This is a genomic window from Pseudomonas sp. B22(2017) (assembly GCF_002113105.1).
Taxonomy (GTDB): Bacteria; Pseudomonadota; Gammaproteobacteria; order Pseudomonadales; family Pseudomonadaceae; genus Aquipseudomonas; species Aquipseudomonas asiatica.
In genome coordinates, this window is record NZ_NEJN01000013.1 from 46433 (window position 1) to 67582 (window position 21150).

The 21150-nt window shown below is 64.4% G+C and carries 18 protein-coding genes; 11 read left to right on the forward strand and 7 right to left on the reverse strand.

Translation table 11 applies throughout. The features are described 5' to 3' along the window. Window positions 1-2: 2 nt before the first annotated feature. Window positions 3-464: an Lrp/AsnC family transcriptional regulator gene (locus tag CAG18_RS21710; RefSeq protein ID WP_085721518.1), complete on the forward strand. Its 462-nt coding sequence runs from the start codon at window positions 3-5 to the stop codon at window positions 462-464. Window positions 465-591: 127 nt separating this feature from the next. Here CAG18_RS21710 and CAG18_RS21715 read toward each other — a convergent pair whose 3' ends face one another. Continuing rightward, window positions 592-2922, reverse strand: a complete 2331-nt coding sequence (locus CAG18_RS21715) for an FdhF/YdeP family oxidoreductase (RefSeq protein WP_085721519.1) — start codon at window positions 2920-2922, stop codon at window positions 592-594. 543 nt (window positions 2923-3465) lie between these two features. On the opposite strand from CAG18_RS21715, the gene moaA reads away from it, so the two are divergent. Continuing rightward, on the forward strand, window positions 3466-4470 hold the full coding sequence (gene moaA / locus CAG18_RS21720) for a GTP 3',8-cyclase MoaA (RefSeq protein ID WP_039613983.1): 1005 nt from the start codon (window positions 3466-3468) through the stop codon (window positions 4468-4470). A 20-nt stretch (window positions 4471-4490) separates the two neighbouring features. Continuing rightward, entirely contained in the window at window positions 4491-5390 is a 900-nt protein-coding gene (locus CAG18_RS21725; protein ID WP_013973775.1) for a bestrophin family protein, read from the forward strand. 129 nt (window positions 5391-5519) lie between these two features. Here the strand turns inward: CAG18_RS21725 and moaB are convergent, their stop codons facing one another. Continuing rightward, window positions 5520-6059, reverse strand: a complete 540-nt coding sequence (gene moaB, locus CAG18_RS21730; RefSeq protein ID WP_003259533.1) for a molybdenum cofactor biosynthesis protein B — start codon at window positions 6057-6059, stop codon at window positions 5520-5522. A gap of 140 nt (window positions 6060-6199) precedes the next feature. Here moaB and CAG18_RS21735 point away from each other — a divergent pair, with 140 nt between their 5' ends. Further along, window positions 6200-7087 carry a LysR family transcriptional regulator gene (locus tag CAG18_RS21735; protein WP_054573756.1) on the forward strand — a complete coding sequence of 296 codons (888 nt, stop codon included), beginning with the start codon at window positions 6200-6202 and terminating at the stop codon, window positions 7085-7087. Here CAG18_RS21735 and CAG18_RS21740 read toward each other — a convergent pair. Beyond that, the gene (locus tag CAG18_RS21740) at window positions 7075-7857 is read right to left on the reverse strand and encodes an AraC family transcriptional regulator (RefSeq protein WP_085721520.1); all 783 of its coding nucleotides are present in this window, start codon (window positions 7855-7857) and stop codon (window positions 7075-7077) included. The genes CAG18_RS21735 and CAG18_RS21740 overlap by 13 nt on opposite strands. 380 nt (window positions 7858-8237) lie before the next feature. Between CAG18_RS21740 and CAG18_RS21745 the strand changes: the two genes are divergently transcribed. The 5 genes from CAG18_RS21745 (at window position 8238) to CAG18_RS21765 (ending at window position 14782) form a co-directional block, all read left to right on the forward strand. After that, window positions 8238-9854, forward strand: a complete 1617-nt coding sequence (locus CAG18_RS21745) for an APC family permease (RefSeq protein ID WP_061552675.1) — start codon at window positions 8238-8240, stop codon at window positions 9852-9854. A gap of 23 nt (window positions 9855-9877) precedes the next feature. Continuing rightward, window positions 9878-10804: a 4-hydroxyproline epimerase gene (locus CAG18_RS21750; RefSeq protein WP_085721521.1), complete on the forward strand. Its 927-nt coding sequence runs from the start codon at window positions 9878-9880 to the stop codon at window positions 10802-10804. Between the two features lie 45 nt (window positions 10805-10849). Continuing rightward, window positions 10850-11797 carry a dihydrodipicolinate synthase family protein gene (locus CAG18_RS21755; protein WP_013973780.1) on the forward strand — a complete coding sequence of 316 codons (948 nt, stop codon included), beginning with the start codon at window positions 10850-10852 and terminating at the stop codon, window positions 11795-11797. A 157-nt stretch (window positions 11798-11954) separates the two neighbouring features. Further along, window positions 11955-13532, forward strand: a complete 1578-nt coding sequence (locus CAG18_RS21760) for an aldehyde dehydrogenase (NADP(+)) (protein WP_085721522.1) — start codon at window positions 11955-11957, stop codon at window positions 13530-13532. Window positions 13533-13534: 2 nt separating this feature from the next. Then, window positions 13535-14782 (forward strand): FAD-binding oxidoreductase, encoded by a 1248-nt coding sequence (locus CAG18_RS21765; protein ID WP_085721523.1) that lies wholly within the window; start codon window positions 13535-13537, stop codon window positions 14780-14782. Between the two features lie 118 nt (window positions 14783-14900). On the opposite strand, the gene xenA is transcribed toward CAG18_RS21765, so the two are convergent. Next, window positions 14901-15992 (reverse strand): xenobiotic reductase XenA, encoded by a 1092-nt coding sequence (gene xenA, locus CAG18_RS21770; protein ID WP_085721524.1) that lies wholly within the window; start codon window positions 15990-15992, stop codon window positions 14901-14903. 50 nt (window positions 15993-16042) lie between these two features. Between xenA and CAG18_RS21775 the strand changes: the two genes are divergently transcribed. After that, on the forward strand, window positions 16043-16378 hold the full coding sequence (locus CAG18_RS21775; RefSeq protein WP_003259528.1) for a helix-turn-helix transcriptional regulator: 336 nt from the start codon (window positions 16043-16045) through the stop codon (window positions 16376-16378). A 119-nt stretch (window positions 16379-16497) separates the two neighbouring features. On the opposite strand, the gene CAG18_RS21780 is transcribed toward CAG18_RS21775, so the two are convergent. The 3 genes from CAG18_RS21780 to mqo all read right to left on the reverse strand — a co-directional run bounded on the left by CAG18_RS21780 (window position 16498) and on the right by mqo (window position 19641). Beyond that, window positions 16498-17115 carry a metalloregulator ArsR/SmtB family transcription factor gene (locus CAG18_RS21780; protein WP_085721525.1) on the reverse strand — a complete coding sequence of 206 codons (618 nt, stop codon included), beginning with the start codon at window positions 17113-17115 and terminating at the stop codon, window positions 16498-16500. Continuing rightward, window positions 17115-17759: a hypothetical protein gene (locus CAG18_RS21785; RefSeq protein WP_085721526.1), complete on the reverse strand. Its 645-nt coding sequence runs from the start codon at window positions 17757-17759 to the stop codon at window positions 17115-17117. The genes CAG18_RS21780 and CAG18_RS21785 overlap by 1 nt, the downstream gene beginning before the upstream one ends. Before the next feature lie 244 nt (window positions 17760-18003). Continuing rightward, a complete protein-coding gene (gene mqo / locus CAG18_RS21790; protein WP_085721527.1) occupies window positions 18004-19641 on the reverse strand; it encodes a malate dehydrogenase (quinone) in 1638 nt (545 codons plus the stop codon). Between the two features lie 404 nt (window positions 19642-20045). Between mqo and CAG18_RS21795 the strand changes: the two genes are divergently transcribed. Next, window positions 20046-21098, forward strand: a complete 1053-nt coding sequence (locus tag CAG18_RS21795) for a proline racemase family protein (protein WP_085721528.1) — start codon at window positions 20046-20048, stop codon at window positions 21096-21098. Window positions 21099-21150: the final 52 nt, after the last annotated feature.

Below are 21150 nucleotides of genomic sequence, written 5' to 3' on the forward strand. Positions count from 1 at the left end.
ATATGGACAGCTTCGACCAGCACATTCTCACCCTGCTTCAGCGCGACGCCTCGATCTCGCTCAAGGACCTGGCCGAGGCCGTAAACCTGTCTAGCACGCCGTGCTGGAAGCGGGTCAAGCGCCTGGAGGAAGACGGCTACATTGTCGGCCGTGTCGCCCTGCTAGACCCGGAACGGCTGGGGTTGGGGCTGACGGTGTTCGTCCAGCTCAAGACCCAGCGCCACGACAGCGCCTGGCTGGAGCAGTTTGCCGCGACCGTGACCGGGTTCGAGGAAGTGATGGAGTTCTACCGCATGTCGGGGGACTGGGATTACATGCTGCGGGTGGTGGTGGGAGATATTGCGGCGTATGACCGGTTTTATAAAAAGCTGATCACCAGTACTGATGGGCTGTCGAACATCACTTCCAGTTTTGCCATGGAGCAGATGAAGTACACCACGGCTTACCCGGTGAACCGTTCCTGATTCCTGTATGGCAGTACCGGCCCTATCGCCGGCAAGCCAGCTCCCACAGGTACGTCACAGGTTCTGAAATCTGTGCGGTCCCTGTGGGAGCTGGCTTGCCGGCGATAGGGCCCTTGCAGGCTACCTGTCAATCCGCGGCCAGCACCGCCGCAATCCGGTTCCCGGCCTTGGCTTTCTCGACCTTGATCGCCACGAACTTCGAGGTCGGGGTATAGGTCCCCTCGCCATAGCTTTCCAGCGGCACCAGCGGGTTGGTCTCTGGGTAATAGGCCGCCGCCTGCCCCTCGGGCACGTCATAAGCCACCAGGCGAAAGCCCGAGACCCGCCGCTCCACGCCATCTTCCCACAGCGACACCAGGTCCACATGCTCGCCCGGCTCGAAGCCCATACGGCGGATGTCCGCCTCGTTGACGAACACCACTTCACGCAGGCCGAACACCCCGCGATAACGGTCGTCCAGGCCATACAGGGTGGTGTTGTACTGATCATGCGAACGCAGGGTCTGCAAGATCAGGTCGGGCTTGTCACCGCGCGCCAGCACCTTGGCATTCACCAGTTGCTCCGGCAGCCGGTGCGGGCTGAAGCGCGCCTTGCCTGTGGCCGTGCGCCAGGTACGGTCGGCGGCATTGTTGCCCAGGTGGAAGCCGCCCGGGTGCTGCAGGCGCTCGTTGAAAGCGGCAAAGCCGGGGATCACATCGGCAATCATGCTGCGGATGCGGCCGTAGTCGGCAACAGCGTATTCCCAGTCGATCGGCTGCTTGCCCAGGGTCGCCTGGGCCATGCCGGCGATGATCCACGGCTCCGAGCGCAGGTGCGGCGAGCGCGGGCGCAGCTGGCCGTGGGAGATGTGCACCATGCTGAAGGTGTCCTCCACGGTCACGCCTTGCGGCCCGCTGGCCTGCATGTCGATTTCGGTACGGCCCAGGCACGGCAGGATCAACGCATCGCGGCCGGTGACCAGGTGCGAGCGGTTGAGCTTGGTGGAAATCTGCACGGTCAGCGCGCAATTACGCATGGCCGCATGGGTGCGCGGCGTATCCGGCGTGGCCTGGGCAAAGTTGCCACCCAGGCCGATGAACACCTTGGCCCGCCCCTCTTCCATGGCCTTGATCGCCAGCACCGCGTTGTGCCCGTGGGCACGCGGCACGCGGAACTGGAAGCGTTTTTCGATGGCATCGAGCAGCGCCGACCCGGGCTTCTCGTCGATGCCCATGGTGCGGTCGCCCTGCACGTTGCTGTGGCCACGCACCGGTGACAGGCCGGCGCCGGGCTTGCCGACGTTGCCGCGCAGCAGCTGCAGGTTGACGATTTCCTGAACGGTCGGCACCGAGTGGCGGTGCTGGGTGACGCCCATGGCCCAGCACATGATCACCCGTTCGGCCTTGCGGTACATGCGCGCGGCCAGTTCGATCTCGGCCTGGGTCAGGCCCGATTGCTCGACGATGTGCGCCCAGGGCGTGGCATCCACGGTTTCCAGGTATGCGTCGATGCCACTGGTGTGCTCGGCGATGAAGGCATGGTCGAACACTGCCGGTTCGCCATTGGCCTGGGCTTCGCGCTCCCACTGCAGCAGGTACTTGGCAATGCCGCGCATCACTGCCATGTCGCCGCCCAAGGCCGGGCGGAAGTAGGCCGTGTTGGTTGGTTCGGAGCCATTGCTGAGCATCTCGAACGGGTGCTGCGGGTGCTGGAAGCGCTCCAGGCCGCGCTCCTTGAGCGGGTTGAAGCAGACCACCTGGGCACCACGCTTCACCGCTTCACGCAGCGGTTCGAGCATGCGCGGGTGGTTGGTGCCGGGGTTCTGGCCGATGACGAAGATGGCATCGGCCAGTTCCAGATCGTGGAACACCACGGTGCCCTTGCCCACGCCGAGGGTTTCCGACATGCCCACGCCGCTGGCTTCATGGCACATGTTCGAGCAGTCGGGGAAGTTGTTGGTGCCGTAGGCGCGGACGAACAGCTGGTAGAGGAACGCCGCCTCGTTGCTGGCCCGGCCCGAGGTGTAGAACTCGGCCTGGTCAGGCGATTCGAGTGCGCGCAAGTGTTGGGCAACCAGCGCAAAGGCTTCTTCCCAGCTGGTTTCCACATAGTGGTCGGTGGCCGCGTCGTAGCGCATCGGGTGGGTCAGGCGGCCCTGGTACTCCAGCCAGTAGTCGGTCTGCTCGGCCAGCGCACTGACGCTGTACCTGGCGAAGAACGCCGGGTCCACCGAGCGGCCGGTAGCTTCCCAGTTGACTGCCTTGGCGCCGTTCTCGCAGAACTTGACCATGTCGTTTTCCGGCGACTCGCCCCAGGCGCAGCCGGGGCAGTCGAAGCCGCCGTTCTGGTTGGTCTTGAGCATGGCCCGCAGGTTCTTGAAGGCATTGTCGCTGCCCAGCCAGCTCTTGGTCACGCTCTTGAGCGCCCCCCAGCCGGCGGCGGCGCCTTTGTAGTCCCTGATATGTTGGTCCTGGCTCATGCGGTGAATCCTCACGCTTCGATGCTTTTTTTCAGCCTATGGAGCGTGGGGTAGAGCCGTCCAATCGAAAGATCTTACGGGGTGATAGGCGGTTTCGATCATGGGTATTTTCTGGAGATGTGTTGGGGCTGCCAGGTGCTTGCCACAGAATCTTCAGCGCCTATGAGATCGAGCGCCGCCCGCGCGGCGCTTCGCGGCACAAGGCCGCTCCCACATTTGTTTCGGGCCAGTTATTCCTGTGACAGGTGGGTTGCAGCTTTGGTGCATGGCTGGAGATTGATGGGGTGCAGTGGCGTACCGTTCGATATCGAATGGAACAAACAAGGCGGACAGAGGTGAAACCACAGGAGTGACTGGCCCGAAACAAATGTGGGAGCGGCCTTGTGCCGCGAAGCGCCGCGCGGGCGGCGCTCGATCTCATAGACGCTGAAGATGCTGCGCCAAGTGATAGAGGCCATCGATCAATCGGTCGGACAAAGCAATTTGACGGCCCTGCGCCCAAGTTATAGCTTGGATTGAGTCCCTACCCATTCGAGCGCGAACGTGGAACAGAACAGCCGGGCCCTGATCGACGGCTTCAACCGGAAAATCGACTACCTGCGGATGTCGGTCACCGACCGCTGCGACTTCCGTTGCGTGTACTGCATGGCCGAGGACATGCAGTTCCTGCCGCGCCAACAAATCCTCAGCCTCGAGGAACTGCTCCAGGTGGCCGAGCGCTTCGTCGCCCTTGGCACCCGCAAGATCCGCCTGACCGGCGGCGAGCCGCTGGTGCGCCAGGGCATCGTCGACCTGTGCGGGCGCATCGCCGCCCTGCCCGGCCTGCGCGAGTTGTGCCTGACCAGCAACGGCTCGCAACTCGGGCGCCTGGCCCAGCCGCTGTTCGACGCAGGTGTCACGCGCCTGAACATCAGCCTCGACAGCCTGGACGCCGAGCGCTTCAAGCAACTGACCCGCACCGGCGACCTGCACCAGGTGATCGCCGGCATCGACGCCGCCCGCCAGGCCGGTTTCAAGCGCACCAAGCTCAACTGCGTAGTCCTCAAAGGCCGCAACGACCACGAACTGGTCGACCTGGTGCGCTTTGCCATCGACCGCGAACTGGACATCACCTTCATCGAAGAAATGCCCTTGGGCGTGATCAGCGAACATGAACGCGGCGAGTCGTTCTGCTCCAGTGACGAAGTACGTGCGCTGCTGGCCGAGCAGTTCACATTGGTCGAATCGACCGAGTCGTCCCAGGGCCCCGCCCGCTACTGGCGCCTGGCCGAAGCCGCCAATACTCGGGTCGGCTTCATTTCGCCACACAGCCACAACTTCTGCGCCACCTGCAACCGCGTGCGACTCACCGTCGAAGGCCGCCTGCTGCTGTGCCTGGGCAATGAACACTCGGTGGACCTGAAGCAGGTTCTGCGCGCCCACCCCGGCAACCCCGAACGCCTGGAAAAGGCCATTCGTGATTCCTTGCACCTCAAGCCCTACCGCCATCATTTCGAAGTCGGTGGCGACGTGCAGATCCTGCGTTTCATGAACATGACCGGCGGCTAGGCAGCCGTCTCTGGATTTCCATGATCGTCCACCCCACCCCCGATGTGCTGCGTGTGCTGTTCACCCTCAAGGGTTCGATCGTCAAGCGCATCGCCCTGCGTTGCCTGACGATCACCCTGCTGGCCGCGCTGATCGTGTTGGTCGAGCGGCATTTCCCGGCGTTTTTCTACCCGGTCAGCGCCACCCCGTTCACCTTGCTGGGCCTGTCACTGTCGATTTTCATGAGTTTTCGCAACAACGCCTGCTATGACCGCTGGTGGGAGGGGCGCAAGGCCTGGGGCAAGCTGATCATCGAAACCCGTTCGTTCGTGCGCGAAAGCCTGGTGATTACCGACGAAACCCTGCGTGCCGAACTGTTGCGCAGCCTGTGCGGCTTTGCCCATGCGCTGAATGCTCGGCTGCGCAGCGAGGACGAACTGGCCGCCGCCCGGCCCTGGCTGGCCCGGCCCGATGCGATCAGCCCGCACAACGTGTGCGACGCCATCCTGCGCGAAATCGGCGGGCACTGCTCGCGGCTGGCAACACAGCAGCAGATCAGTGACTGGCGCTACAGCCTGCTGGAGCAGCGGCTGGTGGGGCTGACCGAAGTGCAGGCTACCTGCGAGCGGATCAAGGGCACGCCGTTGCCGTTCCCCTACACGCTGTTGCTGCACCGCACCATCTACATCTTCTGCCTGTTGCTGCCGTTTGCCCTGGCCGAGCCGCTGGGCTGGCTGGCGCCGCTGTTCACCACCATCGTGGGGTACACGTTCTTCGGGCTGGATGCGATTGGCAACGAACTGGAAGACCCGTTCGGGCGCGATGAGAACGACCTGCCGACCGATGCCATGGTGCGGACCGTGGAGCGCGATGTGCTGGCGGGGTTGGGGGAACAACAGCTACCGCCGGCGTTGTTGCCTGTGGACCATGTATTGAGCTGACTGAATGCAGTGGCCTGTGCCGGCCCTTTCGCGGGTAAACCCGCTCCTACAGGGCCCCACAGGTTTCGAACCCTGCGCGATACCTGTGGGAGCGGGTTTACCCGCGAAGAGGCCAGGACAGACGAAAGATCAGCCCCGGCTTGCACAGGCCTCGATCGGCTTCAGGTGCTTGACGAAGTTGCACGGCCGGTGCCGCGCATCCAGCTGCTCCGCCAGGATGCCCTCCCACGCCGTACGGCAGGCCCCGGTGGAGCCCGGCAGGCAGCACACCAACGTGCGGTTGGACAGCCCGGCCAGCGCCCGGCTCTGCACGGTCGAGGTGCCGATATCGAGAATCGACAGGGCCCGGAACAGTTCGCCAAAGCCATCGATGCGCTTGTCCAGCAGGCACTCGACCGCTTCCGGCGTGCTGTCACGCCCGGTAAAACCGGTACCGCCGGTGATCAGCACCACCTGCACCTGTTCGTCGGCAATCCAGGTGGCGACCTGGGCGCGGATCTTGTAAAGGTCGTCCTTGAGCAACGCCCGCGCCACCAGGCGGTGGCCGATCTCCACCGAGCGGCTGGCCAGCAGCTCACCGGAAGTGTCGTTGTCGTAGGTACGGGTATCGCTGACTGTCAGCACGGCGATGTTGAGCGGTACGAAGACCGCATCGGGTTGGACGCGCACGGTGGGGCTCCTCGAGTGGCATTGCCGCCACGCTAGAGGCATGGCCCGGGGGCGTCCAATCGATATGGCGTACCGACTCATCAATGACATCTATCGCAGACGTGGGTTAAGGTCTGCATAACCCGATACCAGGCACCTCCATGGACATCAAGCAGCTCAAATTCCTCATCGCCCTCGACCAGACCCGCCACTTCGGCCAGGCGGCGGCGCTGTGCCATATCACCCAGCCGACGCTGTCCATGCGCCTGCGCAACCTGGAGGACGAGCTGGACCTGGTACTGGTCAAGCGCGGCCAGCGCTTCGAAGGTTTCACCGAAGCGGGCGAGCGAATCCTGGCCTGGGCCCGTACCCTGCTCGCCGCGCACGATGGCTTGCAGGCCGAAGCCGCCAGTTGCCGCGGCCAGGTGGTCGGCAGCCTGCGCCTGGGCACGGTGCCGCTGGCCAGCTTCAACCCCATGCACCTGCTGCTGCCGCTGCGTGAAAAATACCCCGAACTGCACTTCCAGATCAGCTCGCTCAGCTCGGAACAGGTGATCGACGGGCTCAGCCGCAACCAGCTCGACCTGGGCATCTGCTACCTGGACCAGGTCAACACCAGCTTCTTCGAAGTGATCGAACTGGGCACCACCACCATGGGCCTGCTGCACGATACCCGGCACTACCAGTTCGCCAGCGACACCCTGCGCTGGGACGAGCTGGGCGACATTCCGCTGGGCCTGCTGAGCAAAGGCATGCACTACCGCCAGTCGCTGGACCTGAGTTTTCGCAGCCGTGGCCTGGAGCCGAATGCGGTACTGGAAAGCGACTCGAGCTTCCAGCTGATCCAAGCCATCAACACCGGCATGTGCTGTGCGGTCATGCCGCTGGACTGCGGCCTGGAAGACCTGAGCGAGCACCTGCGCATCCTGCCGGTGGCCGACGCCGCCATCCACAGCCCGGTCGGCCTACTGCTGCGCCGCAGCGAACCGCGTTCGGCAATTGCCGAGCAGTGCTTCGATGAGGCGCGGGCGCTGTTTCAGGCCAACTGAGCGCTGGTTGCCTGGCGGTACTGGCGCGGGGTGAAGCCGGTCAGTTGCTTGAACTGGCGGCTGAAGGCGCTGTGGTCGGTATAGCCGCAGCACATCGCCACTTCAGTGATCGGCAGTTCCGAATGCAGCAAACGGTGGGCGTGCTCCAGGCGTGCCTTGTGGATCATCTGCCGTGGCGTGAGGTGGAACACACGCTTGCAGTAGCGCTCCAGCTGGGCCACGGAAATGCCAGCGATACGGGTCAGCTCGCCCATGCTGATCGGCTGGTGGAAATGCCGCCGGATATGCTCGTCCACCGCCGCCAGGCGCTGGTAGGCGGGGTGGCTGTCGGCGGCTGACTGCAAGTCGACCGAGATGCCGACCAGGCCGATGATCTCGCCGGCCTGGTTGTACAGCGGGCGCTTGTGGGTCAGGCACCAGCCAGGCTCGCGGCTGCCGTACAGGTGCAGCTCCAGCTGGTCTTCCAGCACCAGGCCTTCCTTGAGAACGCGACAGTCCTGCTCGGTGTAGCCGGGGCCCAGCTGTGCCGGGAACACTTCGGCGCTGGTCTTGCCCAGCAGCGGTTGCAGGCGCTTGAGGCCACAGCGCTGGACCAGGGTGTTGTTGGCCAGCACATAGCGGGCGGCCGGGTCCTTGATGAAGATCGCGGCGTTGGGGATGGCGTCGAGGATCGGCAGCAGCAGGGACACACCAGCGAGCAGGGCCTCGAGGTTGGCGGGGCGGTGCTGGTCGAGGGACTGGTACAGGGTTGCCAGGGGGGTGTCGATCATCTGTCGGTTCTCTGTTGGCTGTGCCTGCCTCTTCGCAGCGCAAGGCTGCTCCTACAAGGGGCGCGATGCCTTCGAGACTTGTGCGGACTCTGTAGGAGCAGCCTTGTGCTGCGAAGAGCCAGGCACCAGCACTGCATCTCTCAAACCCTTGCCCAGTATGGCCTAGAGCGTATTCCACCCCCCTGCACCTAGCTACTGCTTTTTTGCAACTGTGCCGATTTCGTCATCCCCCCTGCAGAAAACCATCAAGAACCGCCGCCCCGATCGGTCCACTCTATGCCCCACGCAAGCCGCCCCAAGTCCTACAAGAGCGCGGCCCAAAAAGCCGCATCTCGTGACATCAGACCTGCCTATCCAATAACCAACAAAAAGGCGAACCCATGTCAGGCAAATTCAAAAAACAGTTGTCATTGCTGGACCTCACCTTCATCGGCCTAGGTGCCATCTTCGGCTCCGGCTGGCTGTTCGCCGCCAGCCACGTCTCGGCCATCGCCGGCCCGGCCGGCATCCTGTCCTGGTTCCTTGGCGGCTTCGCCGTGCTGTTGCTGGGCATCGTCTATTGCGAACTGGGTGCTGCCCTGCCGCGCGCCGGGGGCGTGGTGCGCTACCCGGTTTACTCCCATGGCCCGCTGCTGGGCTACTTGATGGGCTTCATCACCCTGATCGCCTTTTCCAGCCTGATCGCCATCGAAGTGGTCGCCTCGCGCCAATACGCCGCCGCCTGGTTCCCCGGGCTGACCAAGGCCGGCTCCAGCGACCCGACCGTGCTTGGCTGGCTGGTGCAGTTCGCCCTGCTGGGGCTGTTTTTCTTCCTTAACTACCGCAGCGTTAAAACCTTCGCCAAGGCCAACAACCTGGTCAGCGTGTTCAAGTTCATCGTGCCGCTGCTGGTCATCGGCGTGCTGTTCACCTTCTTCAAGCCGGAAAACTTCGAGGTCCAGGGCTTTGCCCCGTTCGGTCTGTCCGGCGTTGAAATGGCGGTATCGGCCGGTGGCATCATCTTCGCCTACCTGGGCCTGACGCCGATCATTTCGGTGGCCAGCGAGGTGAAGAACCCGCAACGCACCATCCCCATCGCGCTGATCCTCTCGGTACTGCTGTCCACCGCGATCTACGCCCTGCTGCAACTGGCCTTCCTCGGCAGCGTGCCGACCGAAATGCTGAGCAACGGCTGGGCCGCGGTGACCAAGGAACTGGCCCTGCCCTATCGCGACATCGCCCTGGCCCTGGGTGTGGGCTGGCTGGCCTATCTGGTGGTGGCCGACGCGGTGATCTCGCCCAGCGGCTGCGGCAACATCTACATGAACGCTACCCCGCGCGTGGTCTATGGCTGGGCGCAGACCGGCACCTTCTTCAAGTACTTCACCCGTATCGACGCCGAGTCCGGCATCCCGCGCCCGGCGCTTTGGCTGACCTTTGGCCTGTCGGTGTTCTGGACCCTGCCGTTCCCGTCCTGGGAAGCGCTGATCAACGTGGTTTCCGCCGCCCTGGTACTGAGCTACGCCGTGGCCCCGGTCACCGTCGCCGCCCTGCGCCGCAACGCCCCCGACATGCCGCGCCCGTTCCGGGTCAAGGGCATGGGCGTGCTCGGCCCGCTGTCATTCATCATCGCCGCGCTGATCGTGTACTGGTCGGGCTGGAAGACCGTGTCGTGGCTGCTGGCCCTGCAGATCGTGATGTTCGTGCTGTACCTGCTGTGCGGCCGCTTCGTGCCGACCCAGCACCTGTCGCTGGCCCAGCAAGTGCGCTCGTCGGCGTGGCTGATCGGCTTCTACGCGGTGACCATCCTGTTGTCGTGGCTGGGCAGCTTCGGCGGCCTGGGAGTGCTCGGCCACCCGTTCGACACCCTGGTCGTGGCCGCTTGTGCGCTGGGCATCTACTACTGGGGCGCTGCCACCGGCGTGCCTGCCCACCTGGTGCGCCTGGAAGGTGAGGATGAAAGCGAAGCCTCCTCCGAAAGCTACCCAGGCCAGTGCCCTGCCGCCGTCGCCTCCTGACCCACTCTCGAATGGATATGCCCATGAAACACGTTCACGTCATCGACTCGCACACCGGCGGGGAACCGACCCGCCTGGTGATGAAAGGCTTCCCGCAACTGCATGGCCGCAGCATGGCCGAGCAGCGCGATGAACTGCGAGAGCTGCACGACCAGTGGCGCCGCGCCTGCCTGCTGGAGCCTCGCGGCAACGATGTGCTGGTCGGTGCGCTGTACTGCCCACCGGTATCGGCCGACGCCACGTGCGGGGTGATCTTCTTCAACAACGCTGGCTACCTGAACATGTGCGGGCACGGCACCATCGGTCTGGTCGCCTCGCTGCAGCACCTGGGCCTGATCGCACCGGGCGTACACAAGATCGATACCCCGGTCGGCCAGGTCAGCGCCACCCTGCATGAAGACGGCGCCATAACCGTCGGCAACGTGCCGTCCTACCGCTACCGCCAGCAGGTGCTGGTGGACGTGCCCGGCCATGGTCCGGTGCGCGGCGACATCGCCTGGGGTGGCAACTGGTTTTTCCTCGTCTCCGAACACGGCCAGCGCATCGAGCTGGGCAACCGCGAGGCGCTGACCGAATACACCTGGGCGATGCTCAAGGCCCTCGAAGCCCAGGGCATCACAGGTGAAAACGGTGCCCCCATCGACCACGTCGAACTGTTCGCCGACGACGCCAACGCCGACAGCCGCAACTTCGTGATGTGCCCGGGCAAGGCCTACGACCGCTCGCCCTGCGGCACGGGCACCAGCGCCAAGCTGGCCTGCCTGGCCGCCGACGGCAAGCTCGACGAAGGCCTGACCTGGGTACAGGCCAGTATCACCGGCAGCCAGTTCCAGGGCCGCTACGAGCGCGACGGCGAACGCATTCGCCCGTTCATCACCGGCCGCGCCTACATCACCGCCGACAGCACCCTGCTGATCGACGAACAGGACCCGTTCGCCTGGGGCATCTGACCCCGGCTATTTCCAAAAAAACGAATATCGCGAGGAGTGACAACAATGACCAACAACATCTTCACCGGCACCATGCCCGCCCTGATGACCCCCTGCACCGCCGAGCGCAAGCCGGACTTCGACGCCTTGGTACGCAAGGGCCGCGAACTGATCGAGGCCGGTATGAGCGCCGTGGTGTACTGCGGCTCGATGGGCGACTGGCCGCTGCTGACCGAAGCAGAGCGCCAGGAAGGCGTGGCGCGCCTGGTGGCCGCCGGCATCCCGACCATCGTCGGTACCGGCGCGGTGAACACCCGTGAAGCAGTATCTCACGCCGCCCACGCGGCCAAGGTTGGTGCCGCCGGCCTCATGGTCATCCCCCGCGTGCTCAGCCGCGGCGCCTCGCTGATTGCCCAGAAGCACCACTTCTCGGCCATCCTGGCAGCCGCGCCGAAGCTGCCGGCGGTTATCTACAACAGCCCGTACTACGGCTTTGCCACCCGCGCCGACCTGTTCTTCGAACTGCGCAGCGAGTTCCCCAACCTGATCGGCTTCAAGGAGTTCGGCGGTGGCGCCGACCTGCGCTACGCCGCCGAGCACATCACCTCGAAGGATGACGACGTGACCCTGATGGTCGGCGTCGACACCCAGGTGGTACATGGCTTCGTCAACTGCAACGCCACCGGTGCCATCACCGGCATCGGCAACGCCCTGCCGCGTGAGGTGCTGCACCTGGTGAGCCTGAGCAAACAGGCGGCCAAAGGTGATGCCAAGGCCCGCCGACTGGCGCGTGAACTGGAGGCGGCGCTGGCGGTGCTGTCGTCGTTCGATGAAGGCTGCGACCTGGTGCTCTACTACAAGCACCTGATGGTGCTGAACGGTGACAGCGAATACAGCCTGCACTTCAACGAGACCGACGTGCTGACCGACGCCCAGCGCAACTATGCCGAGCAGCAGTACGCGCTGTTCCGCAGCTGGTACGCCAGCTGGTCGGCTGAGCAGAACCTGGCCTGATCACCTGATTCCAGGCCGAGCCGCAGCCCCTGTGGGAGCGGGTTCACCCGCGAACACCGGCGAAGCCGGTGCCAGGCACCGAATCGCCTGCTTCGCGGGTAAACCCGCTCCTACAAAGGCCGCGCGCTCTCTTGATATTGATTCCAAAGGAGGCTCCATGACCCTCACAGGCAACCTGCTGATCGGCCAGACGCCGGTAACCGGCAGCCGCGAAGCCATCCGTGGCATCGACCCGGCCACCGGCCAGGCGCTGGAACCGGCCTACCTCGGCGGCACCGGCGAACACGTGGCCCAGGCCTGCGCCCTGGCCTGGGCGGCGTTCGATGCCTACCGCGAAACCTCGCTCGAGCAACGGGCACAATTCCTCGAAACCATCGCCACGCAGATCGAAGCGCTGGGTGATGCCCTGATCGATCGCGCCGTGGCAGAAAGCGGCCTGCCAAAGGCGCGCATCCAGGGCGAACGTGGCCGCACCTGCACCCAGTTGCGCACCTTCGCCCGTGTGGTGCGGGCTGGCGAATGGCTGGACGTGCGGGTCGACAATGCCCTGCCTGAGCGCCAGCCCCTGCCGCGTGCCGACCTGCGCCAGCGCCAGGTGGCCCTGGGGCCAGTGGCGGTATTCGGCGCCAGCAATTTCCCATTGGCCTTCTCGGTGGCCGGTGGCGACACCGCCTCGGCCCTGGCCGCCGGTTGCCCGGTGGTGGTCAAGGCCCACGGCGCCCACCCGGGCACCAGCGAGCTGGTCGGCCAGGCAGTGGCAAAGGCCGTGAAGCAATGCGGCTTGCCGGCCGGTGTGTTTTCGCTGTTGTACGGCTCCGGTCGTGAAGTGGGCATTGCGCTGGTCAGCGACCCGCGCATCAAGGCCGTTGGCTTTACAGGCTCGCGCAGCGGTGGCATTGCGCTGTGCCAGGCGGCCCAGGCCCGCCCCGAGCCGATCCCGGTGTACGCCGAAATGAGCTCGATCAACCCGGTGTTCCTGTTCGACACCGCCCTGCAGACCCGCGCCGAGGCACTGGCACAAGGCTTCGTCGCCTCGCTGACCCAGGGTGCCGGCCAGTTCTGCACCAACCCCGGCCTGGTGATTGCCCGCCAGGGGCCGGCGTTGCAGCGCTTCATCGACGCCGCCAGCGAACACGTGCGCCAGGCTGCGGCGCAGACCATGCTCACCCCGGGCATTTTCAGTGCCTACCAGGCCGGGGTCGGCGCCCTGACCGCAAACGCCAATGCCCAGGCCGCCGCCAGTGGCCAGGCCGGGCAAGGCCCCAACCAGTGCCAGGCGCAGCTGTTCGTGACCCAGGCCGAAGCGTTCCTCGCCGACCCGGCGTTGCAGGCCGAAGTCTTCGGCGCGGCGTCGCTGGTGGTGGCCTGCGCCAACGATGAGCAAGTGCGCCAGGTGGCCGAGCATCTGGAAGGCCAACTGACCGCCACCCTGCAACTGGACGATGCCGACATCGACAGCGCCCGCGCCCTGCTGCCGACCCTTGAGCGCAAGGCCGGCCGCATCCTGGTCAATGGCTGGCCGACCGGTGTAGAGGTATGCGACGCGATGGTCCACGGCGGGCCGTTCCCGGCCACCTCCGATGCCCGCACCACTTCGGTGGGCACGGCGGCGATCCTGCGCTTCCTGCGCCCGGTGTGCTACCAGGACTTCCCCGATGCCCTGCTGCCGCAGGCACTGAAACACGGCAACCCGCTGCAGCTTCGGCGCCTGCTCGACGGTAAACGGGAAGGCTGAGCATGGTCGAATCCGCTGAAACCGATATCGCCGTGGTCGGCGCCGGCATTGTCGGCGTCGCCTGTGCCCTGCAACTGGCCCGCAAAGGCCGCCGGGTAACCCTGGTCGACCGTCAGGCACCCGGTCGAGGCGCGTCCTATGGCAACGCCGGGCACCTGGCCACCGAGCAGGTATTCCCGATTGCCGATCTGTCGATTCTCAAACGCCTGCCGCGCATGTTGCTGGACCCGATGGGCCCGTTGCGCCTGGACTGGAAGTACCTGCCCAAGGCCATGCCGTGGTTCACCCGCCTGCTGCTCAACCTGCGCCCTGGCCCGTTCCAGCGCAGCGTGGCCGGCATCCGCTCGTTGAACGAAGGCAGCCTGGGTGCCTGGCAGCGGCTGCTAGGCTCGATCGGGCGCGGCGAACTGTTTCAGGAAGATGGCTCGCTGCTGGTGTTCGAGCGGCCGGAGTCGCGCCAGGCCCTGGAGGCCTTGCGGACGCGCATGCAACAGCAAGCGGTGGCGGTGGACTTCTGGTCGGCCGACACTGTGCGCGAGGCGGCGCCGCAACTGAGCCCGTCGTTGCTGGGAGGGCTGTTCTTCCCGCGTACCGGACACTTCATCGACCCCTACCGGGTGGTGTGCGAACTGTTCGAAGCGGCCAAGGCCAATGGCGTGCGTTTTGTCCAGGCACAAGTCGATGGCGGGCGGCTGCACAGCGGCGGGGTCAGCCTGGCCAGCGATCAGGGCACGCTCGATGCCCGCCAGGTGCTGATCAGTTGTGGTGCGCATTCCGCGCGGTTGACCGCCGCACTGACCGGCAAGCGGGTGCCACTGGACACCGAGCGCGGCTACCACCTGATGTTGCCTGGCGAGCATCAGCGTTTGCCGTTTGCAGTCACATCGCTGGAGCGCAAGTTCATCATGACGCCCATGGCCGAGGGCCTGCGCCTGGCCGGCACGGTGGAGTTCGCCGGGCTGGACGCGCCGCCGAGCATGCAGCGGGCTTGGCAGTTGCACCGCTTGAGCAAGGGGTTGTTCCGGAGGGACCTGAGTGTTGAGGGAGCGACGCCCTGGATGGGCTTCCGGCCTTCGTTGCCAGATTCGTTACCGGTGATCGACCGGGTGTGTGATGGGCGGGTGCTGTTGGCGTTCGGGCATCAGCACCTGGGTTTGACCCAGGCGGCGGTGACAGCGGAATGGGTGGGGCGGTTGGCCGAGCGGGCCAGTGGACCGGAGATGGGGGCTTACCGGTTGGATCGGTTCTAGATTCGGGGGCCGCTGTGCGGCCCTTTCGCGACACAAGGCCGCTCCTACAGGGGACCGCGTACGCTTGTAGGAGCGGCCTTGTGTCGCGAAAGGGCTGCGCAGCAGCCCCCGGTATCACTCAGCGATAACGCTCGAGCCAGTGCGCATACGGTGCAGGCAAGGTCCAGGAGGCTTTCTCCACCCCCAACTCCTTGGCCGCAAAGTAAGCCCAGTGCGGGTCTGCCAGGTGCGCACGCCCTACCGATACCAGGTCCAGCTGATTGGCTTGCAGCGCTGCTTCCGCCAGTTGCGGCGTACCAAAACCCCACGCCGAGGTCACCGGCAGCTTCGCCTCACGGCGCACGCGCTCGGCAATCGGCCCCATGAACGCCGGGCCCCACGGGATATTGGTGTCGGGAATGGTGAAGCCGACACTCACGCTCAGCAGGTCGAGGCCGCCAGCCTTGAAACGGCGCGCCAGTTCGATCGACTCTTCCAGCGTCTGCTCATCCCGGCCGTCGTACTCCAGCACACCAAAACGCGCGGTCAGGGGCAGGTTCTCTGGCCATACCTCACGTACCGCTGCCAGGGTTTCCAGCAGGAAGCGGCTGCGGTTGTCGAAGCTGCCACCGTAGGCGTCGGTACGCTTGTTGGAGTGCTCGGAGAAGAAACTCTGGCCCAGGTAACCATGGGCAAAGTGCAGCTCGATCCACTCGAAACCGGCATCGCGCGCACGGCGGGCGGCATCGACGAAGTCCTGTTTGACCCGGGCAATGTCGTCCAGGGTCATCTCGCGCGGCACTTGTGGCAGGTGCGCGCCGAAGGCGATGGCGGACGGGGCAATGGTTTCCCAGCCGCGGGCGTCGTCGGCGGCAATGTGGTCGTCACCTTCCCACGGGCGGTTGGCGCTGGCCTTGCGCCCGGCGTGGGCAATCTGGATACCTGGCACGGAACCGGCGGCCTTGATTGCCTGCACCACCGGCACGAAAGCCTGGGCGTGGGCATCGCTCCAGATGCCGGCGCAACCGGGGGTGATGCGCCCTTCCGGTGCCACGGCAGTGGCCTCGACCACCAGCAGGCCGGCACCACCACGGGCCAGGCCGGCCAGGTGCACGTGGTGCCAGCCGTTGATCATGCCGTCCTCGGCCATGTATTGGCACATCGGTGGAATGGCAATGCGGTTGCGCAGGGTGACGTCCTTGAGGGTATACGGTTCGAACAAAGCGGACATGGGCAAGCTCCCGGGCTATCTGATTACGATAGTTCGATCATAATCGAACTATGGCAATTAATGATAGCCCCGTTATCATGACGACCATGCGAGCCTATCAACATCCCAATTCTGAAGACCTCACCCTGGAACGCCTGCTCTATGCCCTGAGCGACCCGGTGCGCCTGGGTATCGTGCGCCACCTGGCGGGCGTGGCCGAAGCCAGCTGTGGCGAGCTGGACGGCGGCCGGCCGAAGTCGAGCATGTCCCACCATTTTCGCGTGCTGCGTGATGCGGGGTTGGTGCATACCCGCAATGTGGGGACTACCCACATGAATTCGTTGCGTAGCGAGATGCTGGGGGAGCGGTTTCCCGGGCTGCTGGACTGCATTCTGCGGCAGCAGTGATTTTCCTGTGCCGGCCTCTTCGCGGGTAAACCCGCTCCTACAGGATAATCACTGTCTTCAAGACCTGTGCGATCTCTGTGGGAGCGGGTTTACCCGCGAAAGGGCCAGAACAGGCAAAATCAATCTTCTTTCTTGCCCAGGGCAAACCGGCATACCTGCCCTCCCCTGAGCATGCACTCCTCATGGCTCACCTCGGCCCCACCCAAGGCCCCGATCAGCGCCAGGTCCAGCTCGCACACCACCGGGTGAGCCTTGGCCAGGTGATGGAACACGCAATTGTGCGCAACGATCTGCGGCTCGCCCCCCGAGCGGAAGAACACCTGTGCCTCGTACCCGGCATTGTTCATGTGCTCGACGATGCGTGCTTCATCCACCACTTGATGCTCCAGGTCCGCCGCCAGCTTGCGCCCCAGCTGGCGCATCAGCGTCAGCAACGCCTCCTGCCCCAGCAAGCCGGCCACTTCCGCAATCAGCAGGTTGGCCAGCAACGGGTACTGCCGCGGGAACAGTTCGCGGGCCTGTTCGGTCAGCTCGTGCAGCTGCTCCGGGCGTCGCCCGGTGGGCCGGGTAGCGCCACGCTTGACCAGGCCGTCGCGCTCCAGCGCTGCCAGGTGCTGGCGCACCGCCGTGCGGGTGATTGCCAGGGCCTGCGCCAGGTCGTCGATGCTCATGCCGGCCGGCTGGAGCAGCAACGCATGGAGCAGGTCCTGTTGGGTACGGCCCAGGCCTTCGAGCATCAGAATTTGTCCGGGAACTGCTTGACCAACGCCGCAGCCAGAGCGTCGGAAAGGGTCAGGATATGCTCGCGCATCATCGCCCAGGTGCGCGCCTCGCCTACGTAGTCAGCGGCCGCCAACTGGTCGATCTGGGCCACGTGGTGCCCGCCGTGGGCGCTGAGCAGCGTCAGCAGGGTCGGCTCGGGCAGGTTCGGGTTGGCCTTGGCCAGAAACGCGGCAATGGCCTTGGCATTGCTGTTCAGCTCGTTGACCGCGGCTTGCTGGCCTTTTTTGTCCTTGGCCACGGTGGCGTCGCTGTAGTGCTTTATGGCGCCCCAGTGGCCGGCCAGCAGCTTCAGCAACTGATCGGCGGCAGGCTGGCCGTACAGCGGGGCAATACTGTTGGCGATCCTGGTGGCGTCGGTGACCACTTCCTTGGCAGCGACTTCGGCCTCCTTGGCATTGCCGGCTTGATTGGCCACGGCATAGTTGCGCACCCAGAAGATGTGCTCGACCCACAGGTCGCGCAGGGCCATGCGTGTGGTCATTGCAGCAGATTCGGCAGGTTTGGCGGCAGGGGTTTCGCTGGAGTAGGAGTAGCTTTGGCTCCATGCCGGCTGGGCGCACAGGGCTAGCAGCAGTAAGGCGGCAATCTTGATGTTCATGACGGCACCCTCCTGGAGGGGATCGACTGACAAGATTAATTTAAGCATAAAAATATGTTTTTATTGGGGCTGAGCTGGGTTTCCGATCAGTGGTTTCCTGAGCTGGCCCCTTCGCAGCACAAGGCTGCTCCTACAGATACGGCGCCGTACCTGTAGGAGCAGCCTTGTGCTGCGAAGGGGCCGGACACAGGCAACAAAAAAGCCACGAGGTCTCCCCCGTGGCTTCTGTCACAACAATGGCCGATTACAGCGCCATGTCATTCTCAGGCTTGCTCTCGACCGGTTGGCTAGGTGCAACCGTGGTGCCGACGCTCTCGTCGATCACCGGTGGTTTCTCCAGCTGCAGCACTTCAGCGGTGTAGTTCCACTCTTTCTGGGTGGCCGCCGCCGAGTCGTTCAGCTTGGTGCCGTAGCTTGGCACGATCTGCTTGATCTTGGCCTGCCACTCTGGGGTAGCGACCTTCTCCTTGAACACGGTTTCCAGCACGTTCAGCATGATCGGTGCAGCAGTCGAAGCACCTGGCGATGCACCCAGCAGGCCGGCAATGGTGCGGTCTTGCGAAGCGACCACCTCGGTGCCCAGCTTCAGCACGCCACCCTTCTCGGCATCACGCTTGATGATCTGCACGCGCTGGCCGGCCTGCCACAAGCGCCAGTCTTCCTTCTTGGCGTTCGGGAAGTAGGTACGCAGGGCTTCGAAGCGGTCGTCGTCAGACAGCATCAACTGGCCAGCGAGGTATTCCACCAGCGGGTACTGATCGATGCCGACCTTGGTCATCGGCCACACGTTGTGGGTGGTGGTGCTGCTCAGCAGGTCCAGGTACGAGCCGTTCTTCAGGAACTTGGTCGAGAAGGTGGCAAATGGGCCAAACAGGATCACGCGCTTGCCATCCAGCACGCGGGTGTCCAGGTGCGGAACCGACATGGGTGGCGCACCGGTCGAGGCGATGCCGTAGGCCTTGGCCATGTGCTGCATGGCCACGGTCGGGTTCTCGGTCACCAGGAACGAGCCACCCACCGGGAAACCAGCGTATTCCTTGGCTTCAGGAATGCCCGACTTCTGCAGCAGCTTCAGCGCGCCGCCACCGGCACCGATGAACAGGAACTTGGCGTCGGTAGCCGATTCGCTACCGTCCTTCAGGTTCTTGTACTCGACGTGCCACGAGCCGTCCTTGTTGCGGGTGATGTCCTGCACTTCGCTGGACAGCTTCAGGTCGAAGTTTTCCTGGGTTTTCAGGTGGCCGACGAACTGGCGGGTGATCTCGCCGAAGTTGACGTCCGTACCGATTGGCGTCCAGGTCACGGCCAGCTTCTGGTTCGGGTCGCGACCTTCCATCATCAGCGGGACCCACTTGGCGATCTGCGCGTGGTCCTCGGAGTACTGCATCGGGCGGAACAGCGGGCTGGCCTGCAGCGCGTCATAACGCTTTTTCAGGAACTTGATGTTGTCATCGCCCCACACGAAGCTCATGTGCGGAGTGGTGTTGATGAACGAGTGCGGGTTCTTCAGCACGCCCTGGCGGACCTGCCACGACCAGAACTGGCGGGAGATCTGGAAGGCCTCGTTGATTTCGATGGCCTTGGCGATGTTGACGTTGCCGTCCTTGTCTTCCGGGGTGTAGTTCAGCTCGGCCAGCGCGGAGTGGCCGGTACCGGCGTTGTTCCAGCCGTTGGAGCTTTCTTCGGCCACGCCATCCAGGCGTTCGACCATTTCCATCGACCAGCTTGGCTCCAGCTCGTGCAGCCACACGGCCAGGGTCGAGCTCATGATGCCGCCGCCGACCAGCAGCACATCTACTTTCTTGGTTTCTGCGGCGTGCGCTTGCATGACGCTTGCAGCGACAGCCAGACCCAGCAAGGTCTTGCCAGCTTTCTTGAACATTGATCGATTCCAGTCAGGAGAACAGAGGGCGGGCCTGTGGCTGGCCCAGGTAAAGCATGTTCTGCAGCGCAGGCTTGTTGTTGATCATTGTTCAGCAGCCAGAGAACCAGAAAACGACTCGGCCTTTTGTCGAATTGACCGACAAGGCTGAATCGTTTTTCCGATTGTAACTTAAATGCCAGCACAAACAAATTGCCGGCCCGGGAGTCAAGGTGGCGGGTTGTCTCAGGCCTGTGCGCCCGTGTGGGAGCGGGCTTGCCCGCGAAAGGGCCGGCACAGGCCTGCGCAAATGCCATTCAAAAAACCGGTCACCCGATCGGATTTATTCGACTTACAGCCCCGCCCCACCGCTTTATCCTGCGCCCCAGACCCCGCCTCAATCCGATCAGAACAGGGCCGCCCATATGTCATTCAAACGCACCATCCACGCCGTCGACACCCACGCCGGCATCCCCATGCGCGTCATCACAGGCGGCGTACCGCACATCCCCGGTGACAGCGTACACGCCAAGATGAAATGGCTCGAAACCAACGACGACCAGTTGCGCAAGCTGATGCTGCGTGAACCGCGCGGCTATCCGGCGCACTGCTGCAACATCATCGTCCCGCCAAGCCACCCCGAGGCCGACGCCGGCTACATCATCATGGAGCAGATCGAGTACCCGGTGATGTCCGGCAGCAATACCATCTCGGTGGCCACCGTGCTTTTGGAGATGGGCATGCTGCCGATGCAGGAGCCGCTCACCGAGCTGGTGCTGGAGGCCCCGGCCGGGCTGATCCGCATCAAGGCCCGATGCGAGGGCGGCAAGGTCAAGGCCGTCACCTTCCAGAACGTACCAGCGTTCGCCGCACACTTGGATGCCGAAATCGACGTACCGCACCTGGGCAAGGTGCGCGTGGACGTGGGCTGGGGCGGCATGTTCTATGTAATCGCCGACGTGCGCCAGTTCAAAGGCCTGCAACTGATCCCGCAGCACGGCGCCGAAATCGCCCGGGTATCGTCGATGATCCGCCAGGCGGCTATCGAGCAACTGCCGGTGGCACACCCCGACTACCCCGACATCGGCATTACCATCTCGCAGCTATCCGGCCCCAGCGAAGACCCCAACGCCGACTGGAAGAACGCGGTGACCATGACTTGCGGCGAGTTCTCGTGGGACGACCCGGCCACCTGGACCGGGGCGCTGGACCGCTCCCCGTGCGGTACCGGCACCTCGGCGAAGATGGCCACCCTGCACGCCAAGGGCGAGCTGCCATTGCACCAGGACTTCCGCCATCAGGGCCTGCTCGGCAACATCTACACCGGCCGCCTGATCGATGAAACCAGCATCGGCGGCAACGAGGCCGTGGTACCAACCATCACCGGCAAAAGCTGGATCTACGGCCTGAACACCTTCGTGCTCGACCACGACGACCCGTTCCCCGAAGGCTTTACCATCGGTGATATCTGGGCCTGAGCCCAGGCAGCGTTCAATGCACTGGTATCCGCGAGCCGGGCCTTCTGGCAAG